At 39.1% G+C, this 21,705-nt stretch carries 25 protein-coding genes; 14 read left to right on the plus strand and 11 right to left on the minus strand.

Translation table 11 applies throughout. The features are described 5' to 3' along the window. Nucleotides 1-122 precede the first annotated feature (122 nt). From N784_RS11660 to cyoE, 3 genes are all read left to right on the plus strand, one after another. On the plus strand, nt 123-386 hold the full coding sequence (locus N784_RS11660; RefSeq protein WP_036835107.1) for a hypothetical protein: 264 nt from the start codon (nt 123-125) through the stop codon (nt 384-386). A gap of 19 nt (nt 387-405) precedes the next feature. Next, nucleotides 406-735, plus strand: a complete 330-nt coding sequence (locus N784_RS11665; protein ID WP_036835108.1) for a spore coat protein — start codon at nt 406-408, stop codon at nt 733-735. 174 nt (nt 736-909) lie between these two features. Further along, complete coding sequence (cyoE, locus tag N784_RS11670) at nt 910-1,833, plus strand: heme o synthase (protein ID WP_036835109.1); 924 nt, start codon at nt 910-912, stop codon at nt 1,831-1,833. A gap of 82 nt (nt 1,834-1,915) precedes the next feature. Here the strand turns inward: cyoE and copZ are convergent, their stop codons facing one another. The 3 genes from copZ to N784_RS11685 are packed head-to-tail and all read right to left on the minus strand — an operon-like array spanning nt 1,916 to nt 4,869. Beyond that, nucleotides 1,916-2,122 (minus strand): copper chaperone CopZ, encoded by a 207-nt coding sequence (gene copZ / locus N784_RS11675; RefSeq protein WP_036835110.1) that lies wholly within the window; start codon nt 2,120-2,122, stop codon nt 1,916-1,918. 28 nt (nt 2,123-2,150) lie between these two features. Beyond that, nucleotides 2,151-4,535, minus strand: coding sequence for a heavy metal translocating P-type ATPase (locus tag N784_RS11680; protein ID WP_036835111.1), 2,385 nt, complete (start codon nt 4,533-4,535; stop codon nt 2,151-2,153). Between the two features lie 16 nt (nt 4,536-4,551). Continuing rightward, complete coding sequence (locus tag N784_RS11685; RefSeq protein WP_036835113.1) at nt 4,552-4,869, minus strand: metal-sensing transcriptional repressor; 318 nt, start codon at nt 4,867-4,869, stop codon at nt 4,552-4,554. A 241-nt stretch (nt 4,870-5,110) separates the two neighbouring features. Between N784_RS11685 and N784_RS11690 the strand changes: the two genes are divergently transcribed. The 7 genes from N784_RS11690 (at nt 5,111) to N784_RS11720 (ending at nt 9,643) form a co-directional block, all read left to right on the plus strand. Continuing rightward, the gene (locus N784_RS11690) at nt 5,111-5,869 is read left to right on the plus strand and encodes a metal ABC transporter ATP-binding protein (RefSeq protein ID WP_036835115.1); all 759 of its coding nucleotides are present in this window, start codon (nt 5,111-5,113) and stop codon (nt 5,867-5,869) included. Between the two features lie 12 nt (nt 5,870-5,881). Beyond that, a complete protein-coding gene (locus N784_RS11695) occupies nt 5,882-6,736 on the plus strand; it encodes a metal ABC transporter permease (protein ID WP_036835116.1) in 855 nt (284 codons plus the stop codon). Next, nucleotides 6,733-7,143, plus strand: a complete 411-nt coding sequence (locus tag N784_RS11700) for a Fur family transcriptional regulator (protein ID WP_036835118.1) — start codon at nt 6,733-6,735, stop codon at nt 7,141-7,143. The genes N784_RS11695 and N784_RS11700 overlap by 4 nt, the downstream gene beginning before the upstream one ends. A 36-nt stretch (nt 7,144-7,179) precedes the next feature. Beyond that, on the plus strand, nt 7,180-7,551 hold the full coding sequence (gene crcB, locus N784_RS11705) for a fluoride efflux transporter CrcB (protein ID WP_036835119.1): 372 nt from the start codon (nt 7,180-7,182) through the stop codon (nt 7,549-7,551). Nucleotides 7,552-7,556: 5 nt separating this feature from the next. Next, nucleotides 7,557-7,922: a fluoride efflux transporter CrcB gene (gene crcB, locus N784_RS11710; RefSeq protein WP_036835121.1), complete on the plus strand. Its 366-nt coding sequence runs from the start codon at nt 7,557-7,559 to the stop codon at nt 7,920-7,922. A 128-nt stretch (nt 7,923-8,050) separates the two neighbouring features. After that, nucleotides 8,051-8,932 (plus strand): transporter substrate-binding domain-containing protein, encoded by an 882-nt coding sequence (locus N784_RS11715; protein WP_036835123.1) that lies wholly within the window; start codon nt 8,051-8,053, stop codon nt 8,930-8,932. Nucleotides 8,933-8,944: 12 nt separating this feature from the next. Beyond that, complete coding sequence (locus tag N784_RS11720; RefSeq protein ID WP_036835124.1) at nt 8,945-9,643, plus strand: amino acid ABC transporter permease; 699 nt, start codon at nt 8,945-8,947, stop codon at nt 9,641-9,643. A 264-nt stretch (nt 9,644-9,907) separates the two neighbouring features. Here the strand turns inward: N784_RS11720 and N784_RS11725 are convergent, their stop codons facing one another. Further along, on the minus strand, nt 9,908-10,795 hold the full coding sequence (locus N784_RS11725) for a glycine betaine ABC transporter substrate-binding protein (RefSeq protein WP_052127290.1): 888 nt from the start codon (nt 10,793-10,795) through the stop codon (nt 9,908-9,910). 217 nt (nt 10,796-11,012) lie between these two features. Between N784_RS11725 and N784_RS11730 the strand changes: the two genes are divergently transcribed. Together N784_RS11730 and N784_RS11735 are read left to right on the plus strand one after the other, a co-directional pair. Next, on the plus strand, nt 11,013-12,161 hold the full coding sequence (locus N784_RS11730) for a conserved virulence factor C family protein (RefSeq protein ID WP_036835125.1): 1,149 nt from the start codon (nt 11,013-11,015) through the stop codon (nt 12,159-12,161). A 15-nt stretch (nt 12,162-12,176) separates the two neighbouring features. Next, nucleotides 12,177-12,605, plus strand: coding sequence for a BrxA/BrxB family bacilliredoxin (locus N784_RS11735; RefSeq protein WP_036835127.1), 429 nt, complete (start codon nt 12,177-12,179; stop codon nt 12,603-12,605). Nucleotides 12,606-12,661: 56 nt separating this feature from the next. On the opposite strand, the gene ilvD is transcribed toward N784_RS11735, so the two are convergent. From ilvD to N784_RS11750, 3 genes are all read right to left on the minus strand, one after another. Continuing rightward, nucleotides 12,662-14,356, minus strand: coding sequence for a dihydroxy-acid dehydratase (ilvD, locus tag N784_RS11740; RefSeq protein ID WP_036835129.1), 1,695 nt, complete (start codon nt 14,354-14,356; stop codon nt 12,662-12,664). Nucleotides 14,357-14,478: 122 nt separating this feature from the next. Further along, complete coding sequence (locus N784_RS11745) at nt 14,479-15,657, minus strand: pyridoxal phosphate-dependent aminotransferase (protein WP_036835131.1); 1,179 nt, start codon at nt 15,655-15,657, stop codon at nt 14,479-14,481. A 119-nt stretch (nt 15,658-15,776) separates the two neighbouring features. Next, the gene (locus N784_RS11750) at nt 15,777-16,214 is read right to left on the minus strand and encodes an OsmC family protein (protein ID WP_036835133.1); all 438 of its coding nucleotides are present in this window, start codon (nt 16,212-16,214) and stop codon (nt 15,777-15,779) included. Between the two features lie 196 nt (nt 16,215-16,410). Between N784_RS11750 and N784_RS11755 the strand changes: the two genes are divergently transcribed. Continuing rightward, complete coding sequence (locus N784_RS11755) at nt 16,411-16,893, plus strand: DinB family protein (protein WP_036835134.1); 483 nt, start codon at nt 16,411-16,413, stop codon at nt 16,891-16,893. A 118-nt stretch (nt 16,894-17,011) separates the two neighbouring features. Continuing rightward, nucleotides 17,012-17,944: a DUF1002 domain-containing protein gene (locus N784_RS11760; RefSeq protein WP_036835136.1), complete on the plus strand. Its 933-nt coding sequence runs from the start codon at nt 17,012-17,014 to the stop codon at nt 17,942-17,944. Nucleotides 17,945-17,990: 46 nt separating this feature from the next. Here the strand turns inward: N784_RS11760 and N784_RS11765 are convergent, their stop codons facing one another. The 4 genes from N784_RS11765 to N784_RS11780 form a co-directional block, all read right to left on the minus strand. Then, a complete protein-coding gene (locus N784_RS11765) occupies nt 17,991-18,647 on the minus strand; it encodes a pentapeptide repeat-containing protein (protein ID WP_036835137.1) in 657 nt (218 codons plus the stop codon). Nucleotides 18,648-18,681: 34 nt separating this feature from the next. Then, nucleotides 18,682-19,101, minus strand: a complete 420-nt coding sequence (locus tag N784_RS11770) for an Rrf2 family transcriptional regulator (RefSeq protein ID WP_036835138.1) — start codon at nt 19,099-19,101, stop codon at nt 18,682-18,684. Nucleotides 19,102-19,381: 280 nt separating this feature from the next. Beyond that, complete coding sequence (locus N784_RS11775) at nt 19,382-20,602, minus strand: multidrug effflux MFS transporter (protein ID WP_084600242.1); 1,221 nt, start codon at nt 20,600-20,602, stop codon at nt 19,382-19,384. Between the two features lie 167 nt (nt 20,603-20,769). Continuing rightward, complete coding sequence (locus tag N784_RS11780) at nt 20,770-21,618, minus strand: VOC family protein (RefSeq protein ID WP_036835159.1); 849 nt, start codon at nt 21,616-21,618, stop codon at nt 20,770-20,772. Nucleotides 21,619-21,705: the final 87 nt, after the last annotated feature.

Below are 21,705 nucleotides of genomic sequence, written 5' to 3' on the forward strand. Positions count from 1 at the left end.
TAATATTCTTTTATAAGATGACAAAATACCACAAAAGTCGTCCTCTCTTTTTTAGCATAGGGACCAAAAAACGAGGCAAACTACAAAAGAAATATGACTTATTAATAAAGGAGGACATTCGCGTGCAACAACAAGGAACGAGTCCACAAACACAAGGTTCTATTATGCCACAACCACCGACCATGATTAGCACCAAAGACCATCTGTACATTACGGACATGCTTTCATGGACTTTATTAGCTTCTAAAAAAGCACACTTCTATGCTGGCTTTTGTCAAAATGCAGAATTAAAGACCACTCTTGAACAAGCTGGACAAATGCATCAACGGCACTATGAACAACTACTTCAACATCTAAACAATCAACCTAATCAAACAAACCAATAGAGAAAGGAGAAAATCATTTATGCAACAACAAAATCAAAAAGTACAAAATCCTGAAACAAATGTACCGAAAAACGCCCAAATGAATGAACGCGATTTTATAAATGATATGCTCGCAACAGAAAAGTATATGACAGATTCTTTTTGTACCGCTTTAAATGAAGCGAGTTGCGATCATCTTTATCAAGACATTTCTACCATTTTCAATGAAACACAAGACTGCCAGCGAAATTTGTATAACTTAATGTTCAAAAATGGCTGGTATAGCTTAGAAGCAGCAGAGCAGCAAAAAATCCAACAATCTCATCAACAATTTAGCGGTTACACCAATCAATTGCCTTATATTCATTAAATGTCTTGAGGGGGGATTGCATTTGCATCCCTCTTTTTTGTGTGAAATTTCAAAGAAAAGATAATTTAAGTTGATAATAACTATTGTTTAAAGTTACAATGATGGTGGGACATATGGAAACATTAGAGTAATTCTAATGATACTATAATAGGAAATGGAGTAGTACGATGTAAAATGAGTAATGAAAATAATGCAATTCATATAACTAAACCGTCGCTGTCGGAAATCATATCTAAAACTGTGAAAACAGGCATCATAAAGTCCAATCTCGTTCCCATGTTTGCCGGTTTAACGTTAGCGCTATACACGTATCAACAAGGGATTATGGAGCATTTACTGGACATCTTACTCGCAACGATTGGATCGGTTCTCATCATGGGAGCAGCCGGAGCTTACAACAACTTATATGACCGTGATATCGATGCAATTATGGAAAGAACGAAGAGTCGACCAACTGTTACCGGAGCAATACATTCCACAACAGTATTATGGTTAGCCAATGTCATGACCATACTAGGGTTAGTAGCACTAGCGTTTACCACACCACTAGCTGCTATCTTTGGTTTCTTAGGTCTGTTTTTTTATGTTGTTCCATATACGATGTGGAGTAAGCGAGTAACGGTATACAACACAGAAATTGGTAGCCTTTCTGGGGCCATGCCTCCTCTAATTGGCTGGACGGCCATTGAGCCTGATGTCACCCATCCAGCTATTCTTGGACTATTTATCGTATCGGTTATTTGGCAAATGCCACATTTCTATGCCATTGCCATTCGCAAGCATGATGAATATAAAGCTGCAAATATCCCTATGCTTCCTGTTGTAAAGGGAATCAAAAGAACGGTTGTGCAAACGAATTTGTATTTAGTCATTTTGATTGCTATTAGCTTCTTATTTTTACCTTTAAGTCTTGGACTAACGTTAGTTGCCTTACTGTTAAGTATCATGTGGCTTATTTTAAGTATTTATGGTTATAAGCGAATGGACGGAGAGAAATGGGCAAAATCAATGTTTCTTTTCTCACTTCTATACATGACCATATTCTTTGCTACTGTTATTATTTATTCACTTATGGGAATTATATTTCAATTGTATTAATTGTATTAATTGTATTAATTGTATTAAATAGTCACAAAAAAGCGCCAAACCGGTATAAATCGGCATTGGCGCTTTCTTTTTTTTATGAAACAACATCATATCCTTGCTCTTCAATGGCATCGGCAATTTGCTGCTTCGATACAATTGCATCATCATAAGCCACAGTTACTCGGTTGGAATCAAGCGTAACTTCTACCCCATGTACCCCATTTAATTCTTGAACTGCTCCTTTAACCGCTTTCTCACAATGACCACATGTCATCCCTTTAACATTCAATGTAATTTCCATACTTTCCATTCATCCTTTCTTAACATTATTATATTTTCACTCTCTTTAAGCGAAGAGAGTTACTAACGACACTCACAGAACTAAATGCCATGGCAGCACCTGCAATCCATGGAGCTAACAATCCAAACGCTGCAACTGGAATGCCTGCACTATTGTAGGCTAAGGCCCAGAATAAGTTCTGGCGAATATTCTTCATTGTTAAAGCACTCATTTTAATTGCCTTAGGAATTAACGTTAAATCACCTGCTAAAATGGTGACATCAGCTGTCTCAATGGCAACATCTGTTCCAGTACCAATCGCAATACCTATATCCGCTTGTGCTAAAGCTGGAGCATCATTAATACCATCTCCAACCATCGCTACATGTTTGCCTTGGTTTTGCAATTCCTTAATAAAGTCTGCTTTCTGTTCTGGAACGACTTGAGCGATAACTTGATCCATCCCTACTTGCTTTGCAATTGCTTGCGCAGTTCGTTCATTATCTCCTGTTAACATGACTAACTCAATGCCTTGATCCTTTAATTGTTGTAAGGCTTGTGCTGCAGTTTCTTTCACTGTATCAGCTACGGCAATGATTCCTGCTACCTGGCTATCGATACTAATTAACATGGCAGTCTTTCCTTGCTCCTCCCATGTTGTCATTTGAGCATCATATTTACTATATTCCACATCATGCTGCTGTAATAACGTCCGAGTTCCAATAAGTAACGTTCGACCATCGACTGTCGCTTGAATACCGTGCCCTGGTATTGCTTCGAAATCAGTCGCTTCTTGAAGATCATACCCTTCCTCTTTCACATAGGTGACAATTGCTTGAGCGAGCGGATGTTCTGAACCACGCTCTGCAGCACCAACGAGCGGTAAAATTAACGGGTCCCCTTCAAAGTTCGTTACTTCAGGCTCCCCCTTCGTAATTGTGCCTGTTTTGTCGAACACAATCGCATTTACTTTATGAGTTGATTCAAGATGTTCTCCACCTTTAAACAAGATGCCTTTTTCTGCTGCCTTACCTGTCCCAACCATAATAGAAGTTGGTGTCGCTAATCCTAATGCACATGGACAAGCAATGACGAGCACAGCAATGGTTGCTTCTAACGCTGTAGAGATATCTCCTGGTGCTACAAAGGATATCCAAATGATAAACGTTATAGCTGCAATAGCTACGACAATAGGAACGAAGTAACCAGAAATAATATCGGCCATTCGTTGGATTGGCGCTTTAGAACCTTGAGCTTCTTCTACAACCTTTACGATACTCGCTAAAGCTGTATCTTTTCCTACTTTGGTCGCTTTCATATAAATTGTGCCATTTTTATTAATAGTAGAACCAATGACTTCTTCCCCAGCATGCTTTTCAACTGGAAGAGATTCGCCTGTTAACATCGATTCATCAACCGTTGTATTCCCATTCGTTACTTCACCATCAACTGGGATTTTCTCACCTGGTCGAACCACAAGTATATCGCCAACTTGCACTTGTTCAATAGGGATTGACTGTTCTTCCCCGGTACGAAATACATTCGCTTCCTTCGCTTGAAGATTTAATAAAGAAGAAATCGCTTCCGTTGTTCTTCCCTTTGCTACATCTTCAAAGTATTTTCCGAGCAATATTAACGTAATTAAAATCGCACTCGTTTCAAAGTATAAGTCTGGGTGATACCCTGGTACTGTCGCGGATTGAATTGCCTCAGCAACGCTATAAAAATACGCCGCACTCGTACCAAGAGCAACTAAAACGTCCATGTTCGCTGTTTTGTTCTTTAAATTGTGATAAGCACCTTCATAAAACTGCCAACCAATAATGAACTGGATAGGCGTTGCGAGTATCATTTGGAACCACGGATTCATCAATATATCTGGGACTGGGACTCCAAATAAATGCTGTACCATCGTAATAAGTAATGGTATAGATAGTAGTGCTGAAATAATGAGTTTCACACGCTTCTTCTTTAGTTGTTCTTCCTTTTGCGAGGATTTCTGCTGTCGATCCACTCGTTCCTCCGCATCATAGCCCAGCTTCTGAATACGTTGAATAACAGAAGTTGCATCTATTATACCTGGGTAATATACCAACTGCCCTGTTTCATTAGCTAAATTCACATGTGCTGTTTCCACACCATTTAGTTTATTTAATACTTTCTCAATTCGAGTTGAACATGCCGCACACGTCATCCCATGAATATCAAGGTCTAACGTTTCTGTTACCACTCCATAGCCCAGCTTCTCTATCTTTTGTTTCACATCATTTACACTAACTTGCTCTTGATCGTATTGAATATGCGCTGTTTCTAGCGGCAAATTCACCTCAGCATGTACGCCCTCCATTTTATTCAATACTTTTTCTACACGAGTAGAGCAAGCTGCACACGTCATACCTGAAACGCCAACTTTTATTTCACTTTGTTTACTCATCATGCACCCCTCTTTTCTATTTAGAGAATTGCTGAACTACTTTCATTAATTCATCAATCGCTTCTTCACCGTTCCCTTTATGAATGGCATCTGCAACGCAATGATTCGTATGCTTCTCCAATAAGGTAAATCCTACCTTCTTCAAAGCTGCATTAATGGCTGATATTTGGACTAATATGTCTACACAATAACGATCTTCATCAATCATTTTCTGAATTCCACGTACTTGACCTTCTATTCGCTTCAATCGGTTAAGCAATTGTTCCTTCTCTGCTGCACTTTTAGCGTGGGATGGATGCTTCCCACTATGCACAGGAAGTTGTTGTTCATTCATAGCAACCCCTCTTTCTTATATTGTACATTTACTATACCCCCGTAATGTATGTATTGTCAAGTGCATGAATAACAAATAAATATAATCATTAGTATAGTGGGGTATATATAATTCCCCACTAAGGGTTTTATAATCGTAATCATTCTTATTTACAAACCGAAATGATTACGATAAAATAACATAGTCTTACGATAAGGGAGCCAAACTAGCAATACATATGGCTTATAAGGAGGATGAAGCAATGAGTCGCTCACCCATATTACGTATTAACAATCTTAGCTACGCTTATGAAGATAAACACGTATTAGAAAACATTGATCTTGAAATATACCCTGGAAACTTTGTCGGCTTAGTAGGTCCGAACGGTTCAGGTAAAACGACTTTAATCAAGATTATTCTTGGACTATTACCACATAAACAAGGGACAGTAGATTTGTTTCATACACCTATTCATAAGTTTAAGGACTGGAATCGAATTGGATTTGTTTCACAAAAGGCGAACAGCTTTAATAGTGAATTCCCAGCAACGGTATATGAAGTCGTATCTATGGGATTAACAGCGAAAGTTGGTTACTTCCGATTTTTTAATAAACAACATGCAAGAAAGATTAAAAAAGCGATTGATACAGTAGGGATGACAGATTATATCAATCAAAATGTAGGGAATTTATCTGGCGGACAACAACAACGTGTCTTTATTGCCAGAGCAATCGTAAGCGAGCCCGACTTTCTCATTTTGGACGAACCGACAGTTGGTGTAGATGCAGAAAATGTTCAACGCTTTTATGAAATGCTTCGCGACTTAAATAAAACGAAAGGGATGACATTATTGCTCGTCACCCATGATACGGGCACGATGACATCTTACGCTACCGACATTGCTTGTTTAAATAAACACATTCATTTCCACGGGGATTCCCATACGTTTACACAGATGGATCAAGAGGATTATTCCAAAATGTATGGCCATGACGTTCATGTCGTAAAGCATGACCATTAGGAGGGTTTTTTTATGATTTCTAGTTTCTTTCAATATGAATTTTTACAAAATGCATTTATCACGGCTGTATTAGTAGGATTTATCGCACCTTTACTAGGTACATTTGTCGTTGTTAGAAGGCTCTCCTTAATTGCTGATGCTTTATCGCACGTTACTTTATCTGGCATCGCATTCGGTTTAATGCTCGACAAAAAGTTGGGGGGATTTGTCATATCTCCTTTTTATACTGGCATGGGGTTCTCTGTTCTAGGTTCGATTTTCATTGAGCAGTTACGCGGGGTATATAAGTCATATCAAGAATTAGCTATTCCGATTATTCTCTCTGGTGGTGTAGGATTAAGTGTTATCTTTATCTCTTTAGCCGATGGGTTTAATACCGATTTGTTTAGTTATTTATTCGGCTCCGTCTCAGCAGTTAGTCGCCAAGACTTGTGGATGATACTTGTCGTTTCTCTTGTTGTAACCGTACTTGTTATCGTGTTCTATAAAGAATTATTTATGCTATCCTTTGATGAAGAACATGCGGTTACATCAGGTATTCATGCAAAAAGAATTCATTTTCTATTTATTGTGCTAACAGCTCTTGTCATTGCAGCATCTATTCGCATTGTCGGCGTCCTACTCGTATCAGCTTTAATGACATTACCAGTAGCCGCCAGCATCCGAATTGCCAAAGGATTTAAACAAACCATCCTGTATTCCATTATCTTCGGTGAATTTTCTGTCATGACAGGAATTATTACTGGTTACTATTTTGAAATACCTCCAGGTGGTACAATCGTAGTAACTGCGATTATTATTCTATTGATTACATTAGCATTTAAGAAAATAAAACATCTCTCTCGACTACAAAAGGTGACAACATGAATGTTCAACACGGTTTAGATCGATTGATGAAAAAAGGCTATAAATACACGAAGAAACGTGAAGATATATTACGCTATTTCAATCAAGAGAATCGTTACTGGTCAGCAAAGGATTTATTAAGAAGCATGCGCGCGTCTCATGAATCGATTAGTTTTGATACCATTTATCGGAATTTGTACTTATTTGTTCAATTAGATATATTAGAGGTTACTGACCTAAATGGAGAGAAACACTTTCGCATCAAGTGTGACAAGCATCATCACCATTTCATTTGCTTGATGTGCGGGATAACAAAAGAAATCAATCTTTGCCCTATTCATGATGTTATCAAAGAATTACCTCATTACTTCATTGAAGATCATAAATTCGAAGTATATGGAACTTGTCCAACATGTAAAAGCGCGTAAGTCTGTTTAAATAATTTAACGATAGGAGGAAACAATATGAACGAATACATCAGTGTGTTTATTGGGGGATGTATTGGGGCAGTAGGAAGATTTATCATTACTCTTGCTGTACCTGATTCGTACTTATTCCCATATGAAACACTGCTTGCGAACTGGTTCGGTTGCTTCCTCCTCACGTTCTTAATGGCTCACCCATTTCTCTCATCGCGAGTACCGAAACACCTTATGACCGGAATTGGCACTGGCATTATCGGATCTTTCACAACCTTCTCTACCTTTTCCGTTGAAACAGCGAACTTGTGGATGGAAGGGTATGGCATAGAAGCTCTACTATACATTTCCTTAAGTATTATAGGTGGACTTGTACTCGCGTGGTCTGGAACTCAAGCCGCTAAGATGAGGGGGTAACAACGATGCATTTTATTTTCGTCGCAATTGGCGGTGGATTTGGTGCAATAGCTAGATTTACAACTACCAAGCTATGGAATACCGGAAAAGCAACATTCCCTTTAGGAACATGGATGGCCAATATATTCGGCTCTTTATTATTAAGTATATGCTTCGTTTTATTCCAAAAAGGAGTTATACAAGAATGGTTCTGGTTGCTTATGGGGGTTGGGTTTTGTGGTGCTTTCACTACTTTCTCTACTTTTAGTAAAGAAGTGCTGCATTTAATAGAGAGTAAGCAATACAAAGTCGCGATTTGGTATGTCGCATCCTCTATACTCATCGGCATGACCGTTGTATCCATTGTTTTACTACTATTTTTAGATATTTAATCGGAACAAGCCATCTGTCACAAAGAATCTTTACTTTGCAGGTGGCTTTCATTTATTTTCACAGCCTTGCAATAATAATATGAGATTGCTATAGTAATGAAAGCATCTAAGAAAAGGAGAGAAAACCATTGAGAAATTATAGATTATTATTCCTTTTGAGCCTTGCTTTTCTAATCATTTTATCGGCTTGTAACTCAGATGATTCAGAACAAGGACAAGCTGAAAAATATAAAGAAAAAAACGAATCTACTACCTGGGATAAAGTACAAAAAGAAGGAAAAATAGTGGTTGGAACGTCTGGCACGTTATTTCCTTCTTCTTATCATCCTGCAGACTCTGATAAAATTACTGGATATGATGTAGAAACGATGCGTGAAATTGGGAAGAAGCTTGGTGTTGAAATAGAATTTGAAGAAATTGGCTATGACGCTATGTTTGCTGCCTTAAATAGTGGACGTATTGATGCAGCCATAAATGATATAGCCATTACAGATGAACGCAAGAAAAAATATGCATTTAGCGACCCTTACAAATACTCCTATACAACCATGATCGTACGTGAAGAGGATCTCAGTGGCATCGAAACGCTAGAAGATTTAAAGGGGAAGAAAGCAGGCGGAGCCGCAACTACTACCTATAGTAAAATCGCTGAGCATTACGGCGCAGAAGTTAAAACATATGGCAATGCGACCAATGATGTATATTTACGTGATGTAGATAATGGCCGTACAGACGTCGTTATTAACGATTACTATTTACAAAGTCTTGCGCTTAAAGCTATGCCACAATTCGATATTACGCTACATCCACATATTCGTGTACATTCTTCACAAGCTGGCATCGTATTGAGAAAAGATGATACCGCATTACAACAACAAATTAACGACGCTTTAGCTGAACTACATGAAGACGAAACGCTAACAGGGATATCCAAAGAATTCTTCGGAGGAAAAGATGCTTCCAAAAAGCCACAAGAAGAAATTACGGAAATTGAAGGAATAGACTTTTAAAGGATGATGACAATGGGAAGTTTTTCATTTTTCCAATCTATCGAGTTAAATAAGCTGTTCGATCCACAGCTCGCTTGGGAAAGCTTACCGATTGTCCTAGAAGGATTACCATATACGGTTGCCATCTCATTTAGCGGGATGGCAATTGGTTTATTTCTAGGCTTTTTTCTCTCTTTAGCACGTACGTCTGAAACAATCTTGTTGCGATGGCCAGCAAGGTTATACATATCATTTATGAGAGGTACACCTGTATTAGTATTTTTATTCATACTGTACCTTGGTCTTCCATACGTCGGCATCACCTTTTCAGCCGTCACCGCTGCTATAATTTGCTTTGGACTTAACAGTGCGGCATACATTGCTGAAATCATTCGTTCCGCTCTAAATAGCGTCTCTAAAGGTCAATGGGAATCATCAACTGCCTTGGGACTAAACCGCTGGCAAACATTATGGCACGTCATCGTTCCACAGGCTACTAGAATTGCACTGCCTCCCCTTACGAACGTATTTTTGGATTTGGTAAAAGCAACTTCTTTAGCTGCTGTCATTTCCGTACCAGAGATGATTCAGAAAGCACAAACAGTCATTGGAAGAACTGCTGATTCGATGACGCTGTATATACTAGTTGCACTCATTTATTGGCCAATATGTATAATGATCGCTGCTTTCCAAGAAAAACTAGAGAAGAAATTTGATTACTATCGCAAATAAACGAACCAAATGCAAAATGCAACTATCCTAATTGAAATGTGAACAAATCTAATAGGCAAATTCCACTTTAGGAGGACGGTTTCTCTGGAATCTTCGGATTGCAAGAAGTCTTGCTCTTCCAGCAAATCAGGCGACATGAGTATCTTTTTCCACATACATTCTAGCAATATATTTGGTGTAATAGACAGTTATGAAATGGCCTTACACAAAAAAGAATGTGGCATGGTCTATGTATGAGACCACGCCACATTCTTCTTTCATTCCTTATTGCAACGGCTTAATCCATTCATCGATTAACGCACGATTTTCCTCTACCCATTTCTTTGCACCAGCTTCGGCATCTTCTTCTTCTTTAATCATATTCATTAAGCTCCCTAAGCTCTCATCATCCATTTGCCAGCTGTTCAGCGTCTCCGTTAGTTCAGGATGGTCCTCTTCAAATGACTGTCTAGATACCCAGCTAATATCTTCTTTTTCACCGTATACTTTCTTCGTATCTTCTAGAAATTTCACGTCATATTCAGCGAACACCCAATGCGGCTTCCAAAGCGTTACGAGAATTGGTGCTTCATCTTCCATCGCTTTTCCTAACTCTGCTGTCATAACAGGCCCAGAAGAAGACTGCAACTCATAGCCGTCTAAACCATACTCTCCAATGGCTTCTTCCGTTAATCCCATCAAGCTGGCACCTGCATCAATGCCGACAATTTTACCATCAAACTGATCAGCATTTGCTTTTAAATCTTCCATCGTTTCAATATTTTCCATATACGTCGGTACTGCCAATCCTAATTCTGTACCGCTAAACCACGTTTTGTGCCATGCTAAATCTTCTTTATATTGCTCGTAGAATACTTCATCTGTATAAGGTAACCAGACTTCTAAACCAAGATCTAAATCGTCATTTTCCAAGGCAGTGTATAGAGCACCCTTTTCTACTTGCGTTAAATGAACCGTATACCCTTCTTCCTCTAATACAACTTTCCACATATTTGATACTGCTACATTCTCTGCCCAGTTATTCAAACCAATATTAATTTCACCTTTATCTTCAGTGGACTGTTCCGATTCACTTTCATTTCCACCACAAGCTGCTAGCACCAACATCAGTCCAAGAAAAATAATCGGAAAGAACTTCTTCCCCATTTTCATAAAATAAAATCCCCCTTATTTTGTATACTTTTCACACAATTTTTATTGTACAAAAAGTTCATACAATTTATATTACATTATTATTAGCGATGAATCAATTTTGAATCATCAGAATAATACAAGGTCGTGTTTCTTTCCTTCTTCTTGCAAAGTAATGGAATGTTCCTCAATAGTTTGTTAAAATCACTTTAGATTAGTATGTGTGGAGGGTATTGAAATGAAAATCGTGTCTATTGAACCGACACCAAGCCCGAATTCAATGAAGATTAATTTAAATGAGCATTTACCAGAAGGGGTTACACATCACTTTAAACAAGGAGATGACGTCGAACAAGCACCTAGTCATGTCAAAGAACTTCTTAACATTGATGGGGTAAGAAGTCTGTATCACGTCATGGATTTTATCGCATTAGATCGAAATGCTAAGCATGCTTGGGAAGACATTCTCCCTAAAGCACGATATGTATTTGGTTCATTAGAAAACAATGACGACTTAATCGAAACAAAGCAAGACAAACAACTAGAAGAAAATTTCGGCGAGGTCAAAGTGTTCATCCAAATGTTCCGCGGGCTTCCTATGCAAGTGAAGCTTGAACAAGGAGATGAAGAAAAGCGCGTCGGTCTTCCTGAATATTTCATGAATGCTGCTCTAGAAGCATCAACAGCATCTACGAATATGGTGATGGAAAGACAATGGATGGAGCAAAATCCTCGATATGGTGATATGGAAGAAATCGGACAAGAGGTAGTGGAAGAGTTATCTGCAAGCTATGATGAAAAGCGGTTACAACAACTTGTTGAGCGTGCATTCAAAGAAGACACTGGCAACTTTGATACACCAATAAATCCTGAACATCACATTACTCTAGCTACACTAGATGATCCAAACTGGAAGGTGCGCTATGCTGCTCTAGATCGCTTAAACCCAACTTACAACGACTTACCTATTTTAGAAAAAGCACTAGATGATGAAAAAGCATCGATTCGGAGATTAGCGACTGCTTATTTAGGTATGATTGAAGAACCTGAAGTATTGCCTTATTTATATCAAGCATTAAAAGACAAATCAGTTACCGTCCGACGAACAGCTGGTGACTGCATTTCTGATTTAGGCTTTCCAGAAGCAATGCCGGAAATGATCGCCTCTTTGGCTGATCCTAACAAACTCGTACGCTGGCGAGCAGCTATGTTTTTATATGAAGTGGGAGATAGTGCAGCACTCCCCGCTTTACAAGAAGCGATTCATGATGCAGAATTTGAAGTGCGCATGCAAGCAAAGATGGCATTAGAACGCATTGAAGGTGGCGAAGAAGCCAAAGGATCCGTATGGCATCAAATGACACAAGCGCGTAAAAATAATTCGTAAACTGGAGGTATAACAATGAATGCTTATGAACAATATATGAGACAAATGGCGCAACCAATGCGCGATGAACTTACACGAAATGGGTTTGAAGAATTAACAACCCCAGAAGAAGTCGATCAATTTATGCAACAAAAAGAAGGCACAACTTTAGTCGTTGTGAACTCGGTATGTGGCTGTGCAGCCGGATTAGCACGTCCATCTGCAATCCAATCATTAAACCATGATAAACACCCAACGAATGCGGTTACCGTTTTTGCTGGTCAAGACCGTGAAGCTACTAGTCGCATGCGCGAATACTTTGAAGGATTTGAGCCGTCCTCTCCATCGATGGCCCTTGTGGAAAACGGCAAAGTGCTTCACTTTATTCCGCGTGAGGAAATTGAAGGTCATGAACCTGAAGAAATTCTTGCTAACTTAACGAAAGCGTATGAGCAATATTGTTAATTACAAACAACCGTTCAGAGGCAATCCTTCTGAACGGTTGTTTTATCAAATGCTCCTTATTCCATATCCCAATCGGTTACTGCTCCTCTCGCAGACGAGGAAACGAGCTTGGCGTATTTAGCAAGTGCCCCTGTTGAATATTTCATCGAAGGCTTCACCCAGCCCTTCTTCCGGCGCTCGTACTCTTCTTCTGATACGTCAAAATTGATTTCTTGCGTTTCACTATCAATCGTGACGCAATCACCTGTTGCAAGAAAAGCAATCGGACCACCAACATGGGCTTCTGGTGCCACGTGACCGATGACAAAACCATGCGATCCACCTGAGAAACGTCCATCTGTAATGAGAGCCACTTTACCTCCTAACCCTTTTCCGACGATCATCGCTGTAATAGATAACATTTCCGGCATGCCTGGCCCACCTTTTGGTCCAACATGACGAATTACTAACACATCACCTGCTTGAATATCATTACGTACAATTGCTTCTGTAGCCTCAGCTTCACTATTAAACACTTTAGCTGTCCCTTCAAAGCGAGTAATAGTTTGTCCACTCATTTTGGCAACTGCACCCTCAGGAGCTAAGTTCCCCTTCAATAACACTAGTGGCCCAGTAGGCTTTATCGGCTCTTCTAACGTCTTAATTACTTGCTGTCCTTCTTGAAGGGAAGGGCATTGCGCTAAGTTTTCTGCAATGGTTTTCCCTGTTACAGTTATGCAATCACCGTGTAACAAGCCATGCTCAAGGAGAAGCTTCATGACTGCTGGTACACCACCAATTTCATATAAATCTTCCATCACATATTTGCCGCTCGGTTTTAAATCCGCAATATGTGGAACACGCTTGCGCACTATTTCAAAATCATCCACAGTAAAGTCAACACCAGCTGAATGGGCAATCGCGGTTAAATGTAGAAAAGCATTCGTCGATCCACCTAGCGCCATCACAACTGTTACAGCATTTTCAAACGCTTCTTTCGTCAAAATGTCACGAGGATAAATACCTTTCTCTAGTAACTGCAACACCGTTTCACCAGCTTGACGACATTCCTCTTCTTTATAATTCTCTACAGCCGGAGTCGAAGAAGAACCAGGAATACTCATCCCTAACGCTTCTACTGCCGCCGCCATCGTATTTGCCGTGTACATACCACCACAAGCTCCAGCTCCAGGACAAGCATGACACTCTACTTTATGTAACTGCTTGTCATCAATCGAGCCTTCATGATATTGACCAACTGCCTCAAAAGAAGAAACGATATCAATGTCTTGTCCATCTAATTTACCTGGTTTAATCGTCCCGCCATAAACATACACAGAAGGAATGTTCATGCGAGCAATTGCCATCATACACCCTGGCGTGGTCTTATCACAACCACCAATTGCAACAACGCCATCTAAACGCTCGGCATTGGTTACTGTTTCAATCGAGTCAGCAATAATCTCTCTACTTGGCAAAGAGTAGTGCATTCCCTCATGTCCCATCGAAATACCATCCGAAACGGTGATGGTATTAAAAATCATCGGTGCTCCGCCTTGATCTTTGGCCCCACTTTTTGCTTGCTCTGCTAATTGGTCAATGTGGATATTACACGGGGTTACTTCACTCCACGTACTAGCAATCCCAATCATAGGCTTTTGAAAATCTTCATCTGTAAATCCAATTGCCCGAAGCATGGAGCGGTTTGGTACTCGATTCACACCTTCACTAATTACTTTACTACGGATGCGTAAATCTTTATTATGTGTCATGCTACCCTCTTTCCCTTCGTTTATACTTTTAATAGTTCAGATGATTACAATAATACTAGGCTAATAATTCTTTATCAACTGAATTTTCCGAATAATTTATTTAGAAAAAAAGAGAAAACCTTTTAGCTATCTTTCATGTATCGTGTAAAACGACGTAACGCTTCTTCTATTTGTTGTTCTGAACTAACCAACCCGATGCGAACATATCCTTCACCATAGCTACCAAAACCAATACCAGGAGCAACTACAACCCGTACTTTATCAATTAAATCATTCGCAAACTGCTCAGATGTAAACCCATCCGGTACACGCATCCAAACAAAGAACGATCCTTTACATGGTGCTACATGCCAACCGAGCTGCTCCAACCCAGCAATAAGTTTATCTCTTCTCCTTTCATACGTAGCTACTAATTGGTTTACACTTTGCTCTGAATCTAGTAAAGCGGTCGCCGTTGCTTCTTGTACCGCTCCAAATACACTTACATAATAATGATCTTGCATGAGCTCAAGTGCTTGTATAACACTCGGATTACCTACTGCAAATCCAACACGCCAACCAGCCATATTAAACGTCTTAGACATCGTGTACATTTCCACGCCTACCTGTTTCGCCCCCTCAACTTGCATAAAACTAAGCGGTTTCTTCCCATCAAAACCGATAGCTCCATAAGCAAAATCATGAACGACACACACATTATGTTCTTCCGCCAATTGAATCGTCTCTTCAAAAAAAGCACGATTTGCTACTGCTCCAGTTGGGTTGTTCGGATAGTTTAAGAACAGTAATTTTGCACGTTGTAAGTCTTTTGGATCCAACTGATTATAATCAGGTAAAAAACCACGTTCCTCAACTAACGGCATCTTCTTCATTACGCCATTGGCAAGAGCGATACCAGACCAATAATCAGGATAGCCAGGGTCAGGTACAAATGCTACGTCCCCTTTATTTAAAAAGCATTGACTTACTTCCACTAACCCTGTTTTGCTACCAAAAAGAATCGCAACCTCTTTGTTTGCATCTAGTTCGACTCCATACTCTTTCTTATAAAAAGTAGCCACCGCCTCTTTTAGAAAGGAGAACCCTTTGAAAGGGGGATATTTATGATACAGCGGTTTTTCTGCAGCTTGTTGAAGAGAAGCGACAATATGATCAGGTGTTGGTTGATCTGGATTCCCTTGTCCTAAATTAATTATGTCCATACCACCTAACGATTTTGCCTGTTCTACTCTATCCACTAAATGAGCAAAAAATTGTTCCGGCAGCCTCTTAAGAGCATCTGATGGTGTAAATTGTTTCAAAGCAACGCCTCCTTTATTGTCTTATTTTTCTGTTTATTTACACATGTTATACTTTCCATCCTTCTTTGTAAAGTCATAAAAAAAGCCAGCTCACCGCGGATGAACTGACCTAACTACCCTTATGCTTTTACCCATTCTGTATCCATTTCTACGCCAGCTGCTACCAATGTTTGATAAACAGGGCAACGATCATCTACAATTGCTTTTAGCTCCTGAATACGCGCTTCACTCTCACTAGTTTCAACAACTGCACGAAGCGTTACTTTTTCGAAATGACGACGAATGCCTTCTTGTCCCATAAATCCTCGAGGATCGAGCTCTCCTTGAATATCAAATTCAATCCCTTGTAAATCAAAGTTCATTTCTTTAGCTACCATATTGGAAACAGCTGATTCACAACCGCTAAGAGCAGCAAGTAATGTTTCTAGAGGATTAGCACCTTGGTCTGTGCCACCTTGCTGTTTGCCTTCATCAATAATTAATGTGTGTTTTCTTGCTTTCGCCTCAACATGTGCACCATTTGCTTTTGCTTTCAATTGTAATTTTACTGTAGACATTACTTCATTCTCCTTTAATTCAAATAATATAATTCTGTTTAACTTGTACCATATTCAAACTATATAATACCCTTATAGGTATAATCAACTAATTTGCTTGTTCAGGAAAACAGTTGCATTTTTCATGTGATTCTCTATAGTAGGAAGAGAAGAGGAACAATTTATATGGGAATTCCACATAGGAGGCAAAAAACCTATGAAAGAACAAACGATTTTCAAGCAATTTGAGACAGGTCGTCAAACCATTTTGCAGCTCGCAACGGAAATAACAGAACAAACAGCAGATATCATCGCTTTTGGCATGCCCAATTCCTTACGCTGGCAATTTGGTCATATTTACGTAACAGGTGAACAACTGTTGTTTCGTCACACTGGAGAGCGCATGCTTTTAACGGAAACGTATAGTACCTTTTTTTCTCCAGGGTCACATCCTGCTTATTGGGAAGAAGAACCACCAACAGTTGAAGAATTATACTTTGCTTTAGAAGAACAATTACACCGAGTAAAGGAAGCTTTCTCCGGTCGTTTACAGGAACGATTAACTGAACCCTATTATTTAGGTGACCATAAGCTAGACACTATTGGAGAACTGCTTCTATTCATTATTTACCATGAAAGCGAACATATTGGCACTATGAAAATAATGAAGAATGAAATAAATAAACAAAGAGCGATGTGAATGGTTAAATAATAAGGATTCTATATACGTCTTAAGTCCGATTTTCATGAACCAACTAGTGCGTATAATGAAGTGGTATATCATGTTTGTAATGATCATGTTTAAAGGGTGAGAAACTATGTTAAAACGTATTACTTTCCTCGTGATGGCCTTAACGATGATGATCGGCATCACAGGGAATCAATCGACCTTCGCTTCTTCAGGTAACACAGAACCAGAAGTAATTAACGAGAAATTAGGAGTGCCAACGATTGTGTATGGAGATACGCTAACTGAAACACAAGAAGCGGAAGTAAGAGAACTATTAAACGTTCAAGATCAAAATAATGTTGACGAATTAAGAGTAGACGGCCAAGATATAGCCAAATATATTGACGGTAACCCAAACTCCAGAATGTACTCTTCCGTTAAAATCACTCCAAGAGATAAAGGGGAAGGGTTAGGCGTTGTCATCGTTACACCGGACAATATTACAGAAGTAACAGAAGAAATGTATGCAAACGCCTTGTTAACAGCAGGAGTAGAAAACGCGTTAGTAGAAGTTGCATCCCCATTAAAAGTTACCGGACATTCTGCATTAACCGGAATTTATAAAGCTTTCGATGAAAAAGGCATTCAACTAGATCAAAACCGCATGAAAGTGGCCAACGAGGAACTAGACGTCGCTACTGATTTGTCACAAAATAGCGAACTAACGCCAGAACAAGTATCCCAATTAATTACAGAGATTAAGAAAGAAATCTCTGAACAAGCCCCAACTTCAAGAGAAGAAATCGAACAAATTATCCATGTAACCATTGAGAACTTGAATGTTAACTTAAACGCTGAAGAAATTAACATGCTAACCGATCTATTTGATCAAATGCGTGACTTAAATATCGATTTCAGTAATGTAGAAGAACAATTAAATGACATTGCTTCAAGCGTGAAAGATGTGTTAAATGACGAAGGTTTTTGGAATAACGTAGAGAATTTCTTCAAGAACATAATTGATGCCATTCTAGACATTTTCCAAAGCATCATTAATAGCATAAGAGAAATGTTTGCATAGGTCAAAAATGCTAGAGAGGCTAATTAGCTTCTCTAGCATTTTTTAATCAAGCATCCTCTTTAACCTTTAATCCGAGCAATGCGGCAAATCCAATTGCCTGATCTTTAGAGACTATACAACCTGTAAGACAGTCTAAGTCAACGGTAATTCGTTCAAAACTACATGTACTAATATCTACGCCGTTAAGCTCCGTCTCTGTTAAATTTATATCATCTATATCACAGTGATCAAAACCAATATGCTTGAATAAAGTTCCATGAAAATTAGCGCTTTGTAATGATGTATGTTGGAACGCGACTTGCTTTAACCGAGCTTCATAAAAATTACTCATATTCGCAACACAATGGTCGAACAACACATTACTTAAGTGACATAGGGACAAGTTCAGCCCTACCAGCTTGCAATCCTTAAACACGACCCGGTGCATGATACCTTCACTAAAGCTCGCATTAGATACATCACAGTTTTCAAACACGACATCAGTCATATCAACTCGCTGAAAGTCAGCATGAAGGAAACGAACATTTTTAAATTTCACTCTAGAAAGGACTAGCTTCTCAAGCTCTTCCCCCTCTATAATAGTGTTGGAAATAAGCGCGTTCGCTAAATACGGATCTTCTTCTATGTATACGTCTTGGAAGTTAGCTTCTGGAAGACGTGCTGGTATTTTAGGAGCTTGTTGCTTTTTTGGAACAGTTGACATAATTAAGCCTCCTACACGTTAATATAGTGTACAATTAGTTTGAAAAGAGGTCCTCTATAACATCTTGTAAGGTTTGCGTGGATAATTCGCGTTCTACTGCTTGTTGTGCACGTTCAAAAGACATTTCTAACGTGGCCTTAATTTTAGCACCTATATCACAATTGGGATTGGGATTTTCATGTGTAGAAAATATAGATGATGTTTTTTCTGCTTGAATCGCATAGTAAATATCCAGCAATGAAATATTGTTCGGTTTTTTCGTCAATAGGATTCCCGGTACACCTCGTTCTGTGTGCAAAAGGCCAGCTTTTTTTAATTGGCTAATTAACCGGCGGATAACGACAGCGTTGGTATTCACACTTGAAGCGATGTAGTCTGAAGTTAAATCTTCCCTCTTATAGATTGCCGCCATAGAAAGAATATGGATTGAAACCGCTAAGCGATTGTTCTTCATTGGTTATCACCACCTGTAAACATTCTAGTTACAAGATGGTGGAATGTCAATGAAGTAAATGAGCCAACGAAATATAACTTTCCTAAAGTAGAAAGCGGATGAAATCAAGGTTTGTATAATTGATTTCATCCGCTTTTTAAAATTTGCTAGGTTATGTCCAAGCCTCTTCTAAGTCGATTCGAAAGAGTTCTATTCCAACAATTTGATTAACTCATTCAACAACATTTTTAACAAATACTGTAATCTTAAGGAGCAGTTTTCGAACGAAGTACCCTATCATTTAACGTCGTCTAATTAAGAACATATATACGCCAAAAGCTATAAGATTACATCCAGCAATGACTAATGCCATTGGCAGTGCCGTTGTTCCATCGCCTATTCCCACCAATGGTGCAACGGCTGCGCCAAGTAAGAATGGAAGTAGGCCAAGAAGCGCCGATGCACTCCCAGCATGGTTTGATTGATTTTCCATCGCTAATGAGAAAACGGTTGTATTAACTATTCCAACACTCGAAATGGTTAAAAATAGCATGATACACACAAACACAACAGATGCATTCATTACTATAATAACAATTAAAAGCAAACTACTAATGACCGCTTGTAAAATGCCATAGATAAGCAACATCTGATCATGAATCACACCACTTAACCTACCAGTGATTTGTGTAGCCAATATAAGTCCAACCCCATTGATAGCAAACACCACGCTAAACATTTGTGGAGAAAGTCCATAAATGTCTTGTAACACAAAGGTTGAACCAGATATGTAGGCAAACATCGCACTCATAATAAAGCCTTGTGATAACGCATATCCAACAAAGACACGATCTTTCAATAGTAAACCAAAAGTAGCGAACACTTCCGTCACGCCACCTGTTTTTCTAGCTTGGACTGGCAGCGTCTCTTTTAACCCTAAAACGATCACAATGAGCATAAGCGCACCAATTGCGGCTAATACACCAAATACACCTCGCCACGACATAAATTGTAGCAACTGCCCCCCTACTACAGGTGCTAGAATTGGGGCTAACCCGTTTACCAACATGAGCATCGAGTAGAATTTCGTTAATTCCGTACCAGAAAACAAGTCACGAGCACTAGCACGGGAAATCACCATTCCTGCCGCTCCTGACAATCCTTGAATAAACCGCAAACCGATAAATCCCCAAATCGATGTACTAAATACACACCATAAAGATGAAACAGTATAAATAGATAAAGCAAGAATAAGCGGCTTTTTTCGACCTTGAATATCACTCATTGGGCCCACTACAATTTGACCTAGAGCAAGTCCTATTAAACAAGCAGTTAAACTAAGTTGAGCGATGGAAGCACTCGTATGAAGGTCTTGCGCAAGTGACGGTAATCCTGGCAAGTACATATCAATAGTTAAGGGACCAAATGCACTTAAAGATCCAAGTATCAAAATAAATGTAAGGACATGTTTTCGAGTTAATGTATTTTCTTTTTCTATGTAATATTCTGGTTGACTTTGCATTTATGCGTTCCCCTTTCTTTCATTACACCTTATTAATCTTAAACTCTCAAAGTATAAAGTCAAGGTAGACGCCTTTCATGCTAGTTGGATAAATCCACATTTAAGCCCAACTAAAAAAAGACGCTCTCCTATACGAGAAAAGCGCCGGTTCGATTTCCTTTTCTATTTCAGATACAAAGCTTAATCAAATTCCCTGATGGATCTTCTGTAACAAAAATGTTCATTTCTTGCTTTACTTGAAAGCCTAATTCCGTTACTTGACGAATAACCTTTTCTCTATGTGCTTCACTTGGAAACACTAGTTCAAAGGACTTTAGTCCAACACTTTCTTTTGAGGCCGGTGGAGCACCAGCACCCTGCCACGTATTAAGACCAATGTGATGATGGTACTGACCCGTAGACATAAACAGCGCTTGGTTGCCGAATTGGTTTACAACATGAAATCCGAGTCCATCCTTATAAAATTGTAACGCCTTATTTAAGTCAGACACATGTAGATGAATGTGTCCCATAATCGTGTTAGAAGGAAGACCTTCCCACCGCTCCCCATTTAGCTCATTTAAGATACTTGGAGCATCTAATGGATCAACTGCCATCTTCACTTCACTAGCTTGCCAATCCCAATTCTCTTCAGGGCGATCATGATATATTTCAATTCCATTTCCATCAGGATCATTTAAGTAAAGTGCTTCACTCACCAAATGATCCGAGGCACCTATCGGAACGTTATGATCGATAAAATGTTTTAAAACCTTTGCTAGTTCAAGACGGTTCGGTAGCAATAATGCGAAATGATAAAGCCCCGTCGTATTGTCTTGTTTACCAACTACAAAATCAGGTTGTTCTAAAGTCAACAATGTTGTTTTACCATCAGCCGTTAGCTTTACTTTCTTCTCCGTTTGTTCAATTATTTGGAGTCCAATTACATCTCTATAAAACGGAATCGATTTCTGCAAATTTTCCACTTTTAAGTTGACTGACCCTACGTACGTATTAGGTTCACGGAAAAATTTCAGTTCCATGATTATCCTCTCCCTTATGCAACTTTTTAGTTAAGATTTTCATACTATAAAACCTCACCCTGGTGTAATTATAATAGTTAC

Origin of the sequence: Pontibacillus litoralis JSM 072002 (assembly GCF_000775615.1) — a bacterium.
Classification (GTDB): domain Bacteria; phylum Bacillota; class Bacilli; order Bacillales; family BH030062; genus Pontibacillus; species Pontibacillus litoralis.

What these genes read in the sequence shown, in the direction of transcription:
- N784_RS11665 (WP_036835108.1), top strand. Translation starts at nt 406, where the DNA reads ATGCAACAACAAAATCAAAAAGTACAAAATCCTGAAACAAATGTACCG.
- cyoE (WP_036835109.1), top strand. Translation starts at nt 910, where the DNA reads ATGAGTAATGAAAATAATGCAATTCATATAACTAAACCGTCGCTGTCG.
- copZ (WP_036835110.1), bottom strand. Translation starts at nt 2,122, where the DNA reads ATGGAAATTACATTGAATGTTAAAGGGATGACATGTGGTCATTGTGAG.
- N784_RS11680 (WP_036835111.1), bottom strand. Translation starts at nt 4,535, where the DNA reads ATGAGTAAACAAAGTGAAATAAAAGTTGGCGTTTCAGGTATGACGTGT.
- N784_RS11685 (WP_036835113.1), bottom strand. Translation starts at nt 4,869, where the DNA reads ATGAATGAACAACAACTTCCTGTGCATAGTGGGAAGCATCCATCCCAC.
- N784_RS11690 (WP_036835115.1), top strand. Translation starts at nt 5,111, where the DNA reads ATGAGTCGCTCACCCATATTACGTATTAACAATCTTAGCTACGCTTAT.
- N784_RS11695 (WP_036835116.1), top strand. Translation starts at nt 5,882, where the DNA reads ATGATTTCTAGTTTCTTTCAATATGAATTTTTACAAAATGCATTTATC.
- N784_RS11700 (WP_036835118.1), top strand. Translation starts at nt 6,733, where the DNA reads ATGAATGTTCAACACGGTTTAGATCGATTGATGAAAAAAGGCTATAAA.
- crcB (WP_036835119.1), top strand. Translation starts at nt 7,180, where the DNA reads ATGAACGAATACATCAGTGTGTTTATTGGGGGATGTATTGGGGCAGTA.
- crcB (WP_036835121.1), top strand. Translation starts at nt 7,557, where the DNA reads ATGCATTTTATTTTCGTCGCAATTGGCGGTGGATTTGGTGCAATAGCT.
- N784_RS11720 (WP_036835124.1), top strand. Translation starts at nt 8,945, where the DNA reads ATGGGAAGTTTTTCATTTTTCCAATCTATCGAGTTAAATAAGCTGTTC.
- N784_RS11725 (WP_052127290.1), bottom strand. Translation starts at nt 10,795, where the DNA reads ATGAAAATGGGGAAGAAGTTCTTTCCGATTATTTTTCTTGGACTGATG.
- N784_RS11730 (WP_036835125.1), top strand. Translation starts at nt 11,013, where the DNA reads ATGAAAATCGTGTCTATTGAACCGACACCAAGCCCGAATTCAATGAAG.
- N784_RS11735 (WP_036835127.1), top strand. Translation starts at nt 12,177, where the DNA reads ATGAATGCTTATGAACAATATATGAGACAAATGGCGCAACCAATGCGC.
- ilvD (WP_036835129.1), bottom strand. Translation starts at nt 14,356, where the DNA reads ATGACACATAATAAAGATTTACGCATCCGTAGTAAAGTAATTAGTGAA.
- N784_RS11750 (WP_036835133.1), bottom strand. Translation starts at nt 16,214, where the DNA reads ATGTCTACAGTAAAATTACAATTGAAAGCAAAAGCAAATGGTGCACAT.
- N784_RS11755 (WP_036835134.1), top strand. Translation starts at nt 16,411, where the DNA reads ATGAAAGAACAAACGATTTTCAAGCAATTTGAGACAGGTCGTCAAACC.
- N784_RS11760 (WP_036835136.1), top strand. Translation starts at nt 17,012, where the DNA reads ATGTTAAAACGTATTACTTTCCTCGTGATGGCCTTAACGATGATGATC.
- N784_RS11765 (WP_036835137.1), bottom strand. Translation starts at nt 18,647, where the DNA reads ATGTCAACTGTTCCAAAAAAGCAACAAGCTCCTAAAATACCAGCACGT.
- N784_RS11770 (WP_036835138.1), bottom strand. Translation starts at nt 19,101, where the DNA reads ATGAAGAACAATCGCTTAGCGGTTTCAATCCATATTCTTTCTATGGCG.
- N784_RS11775 (WP_084600242.1), bottom strand. Translation starts at nt 20,602, where the DNA reads ATGCAAAGTCAACCAGAATATTACATAGAAAAAGAAAATACATTAACT.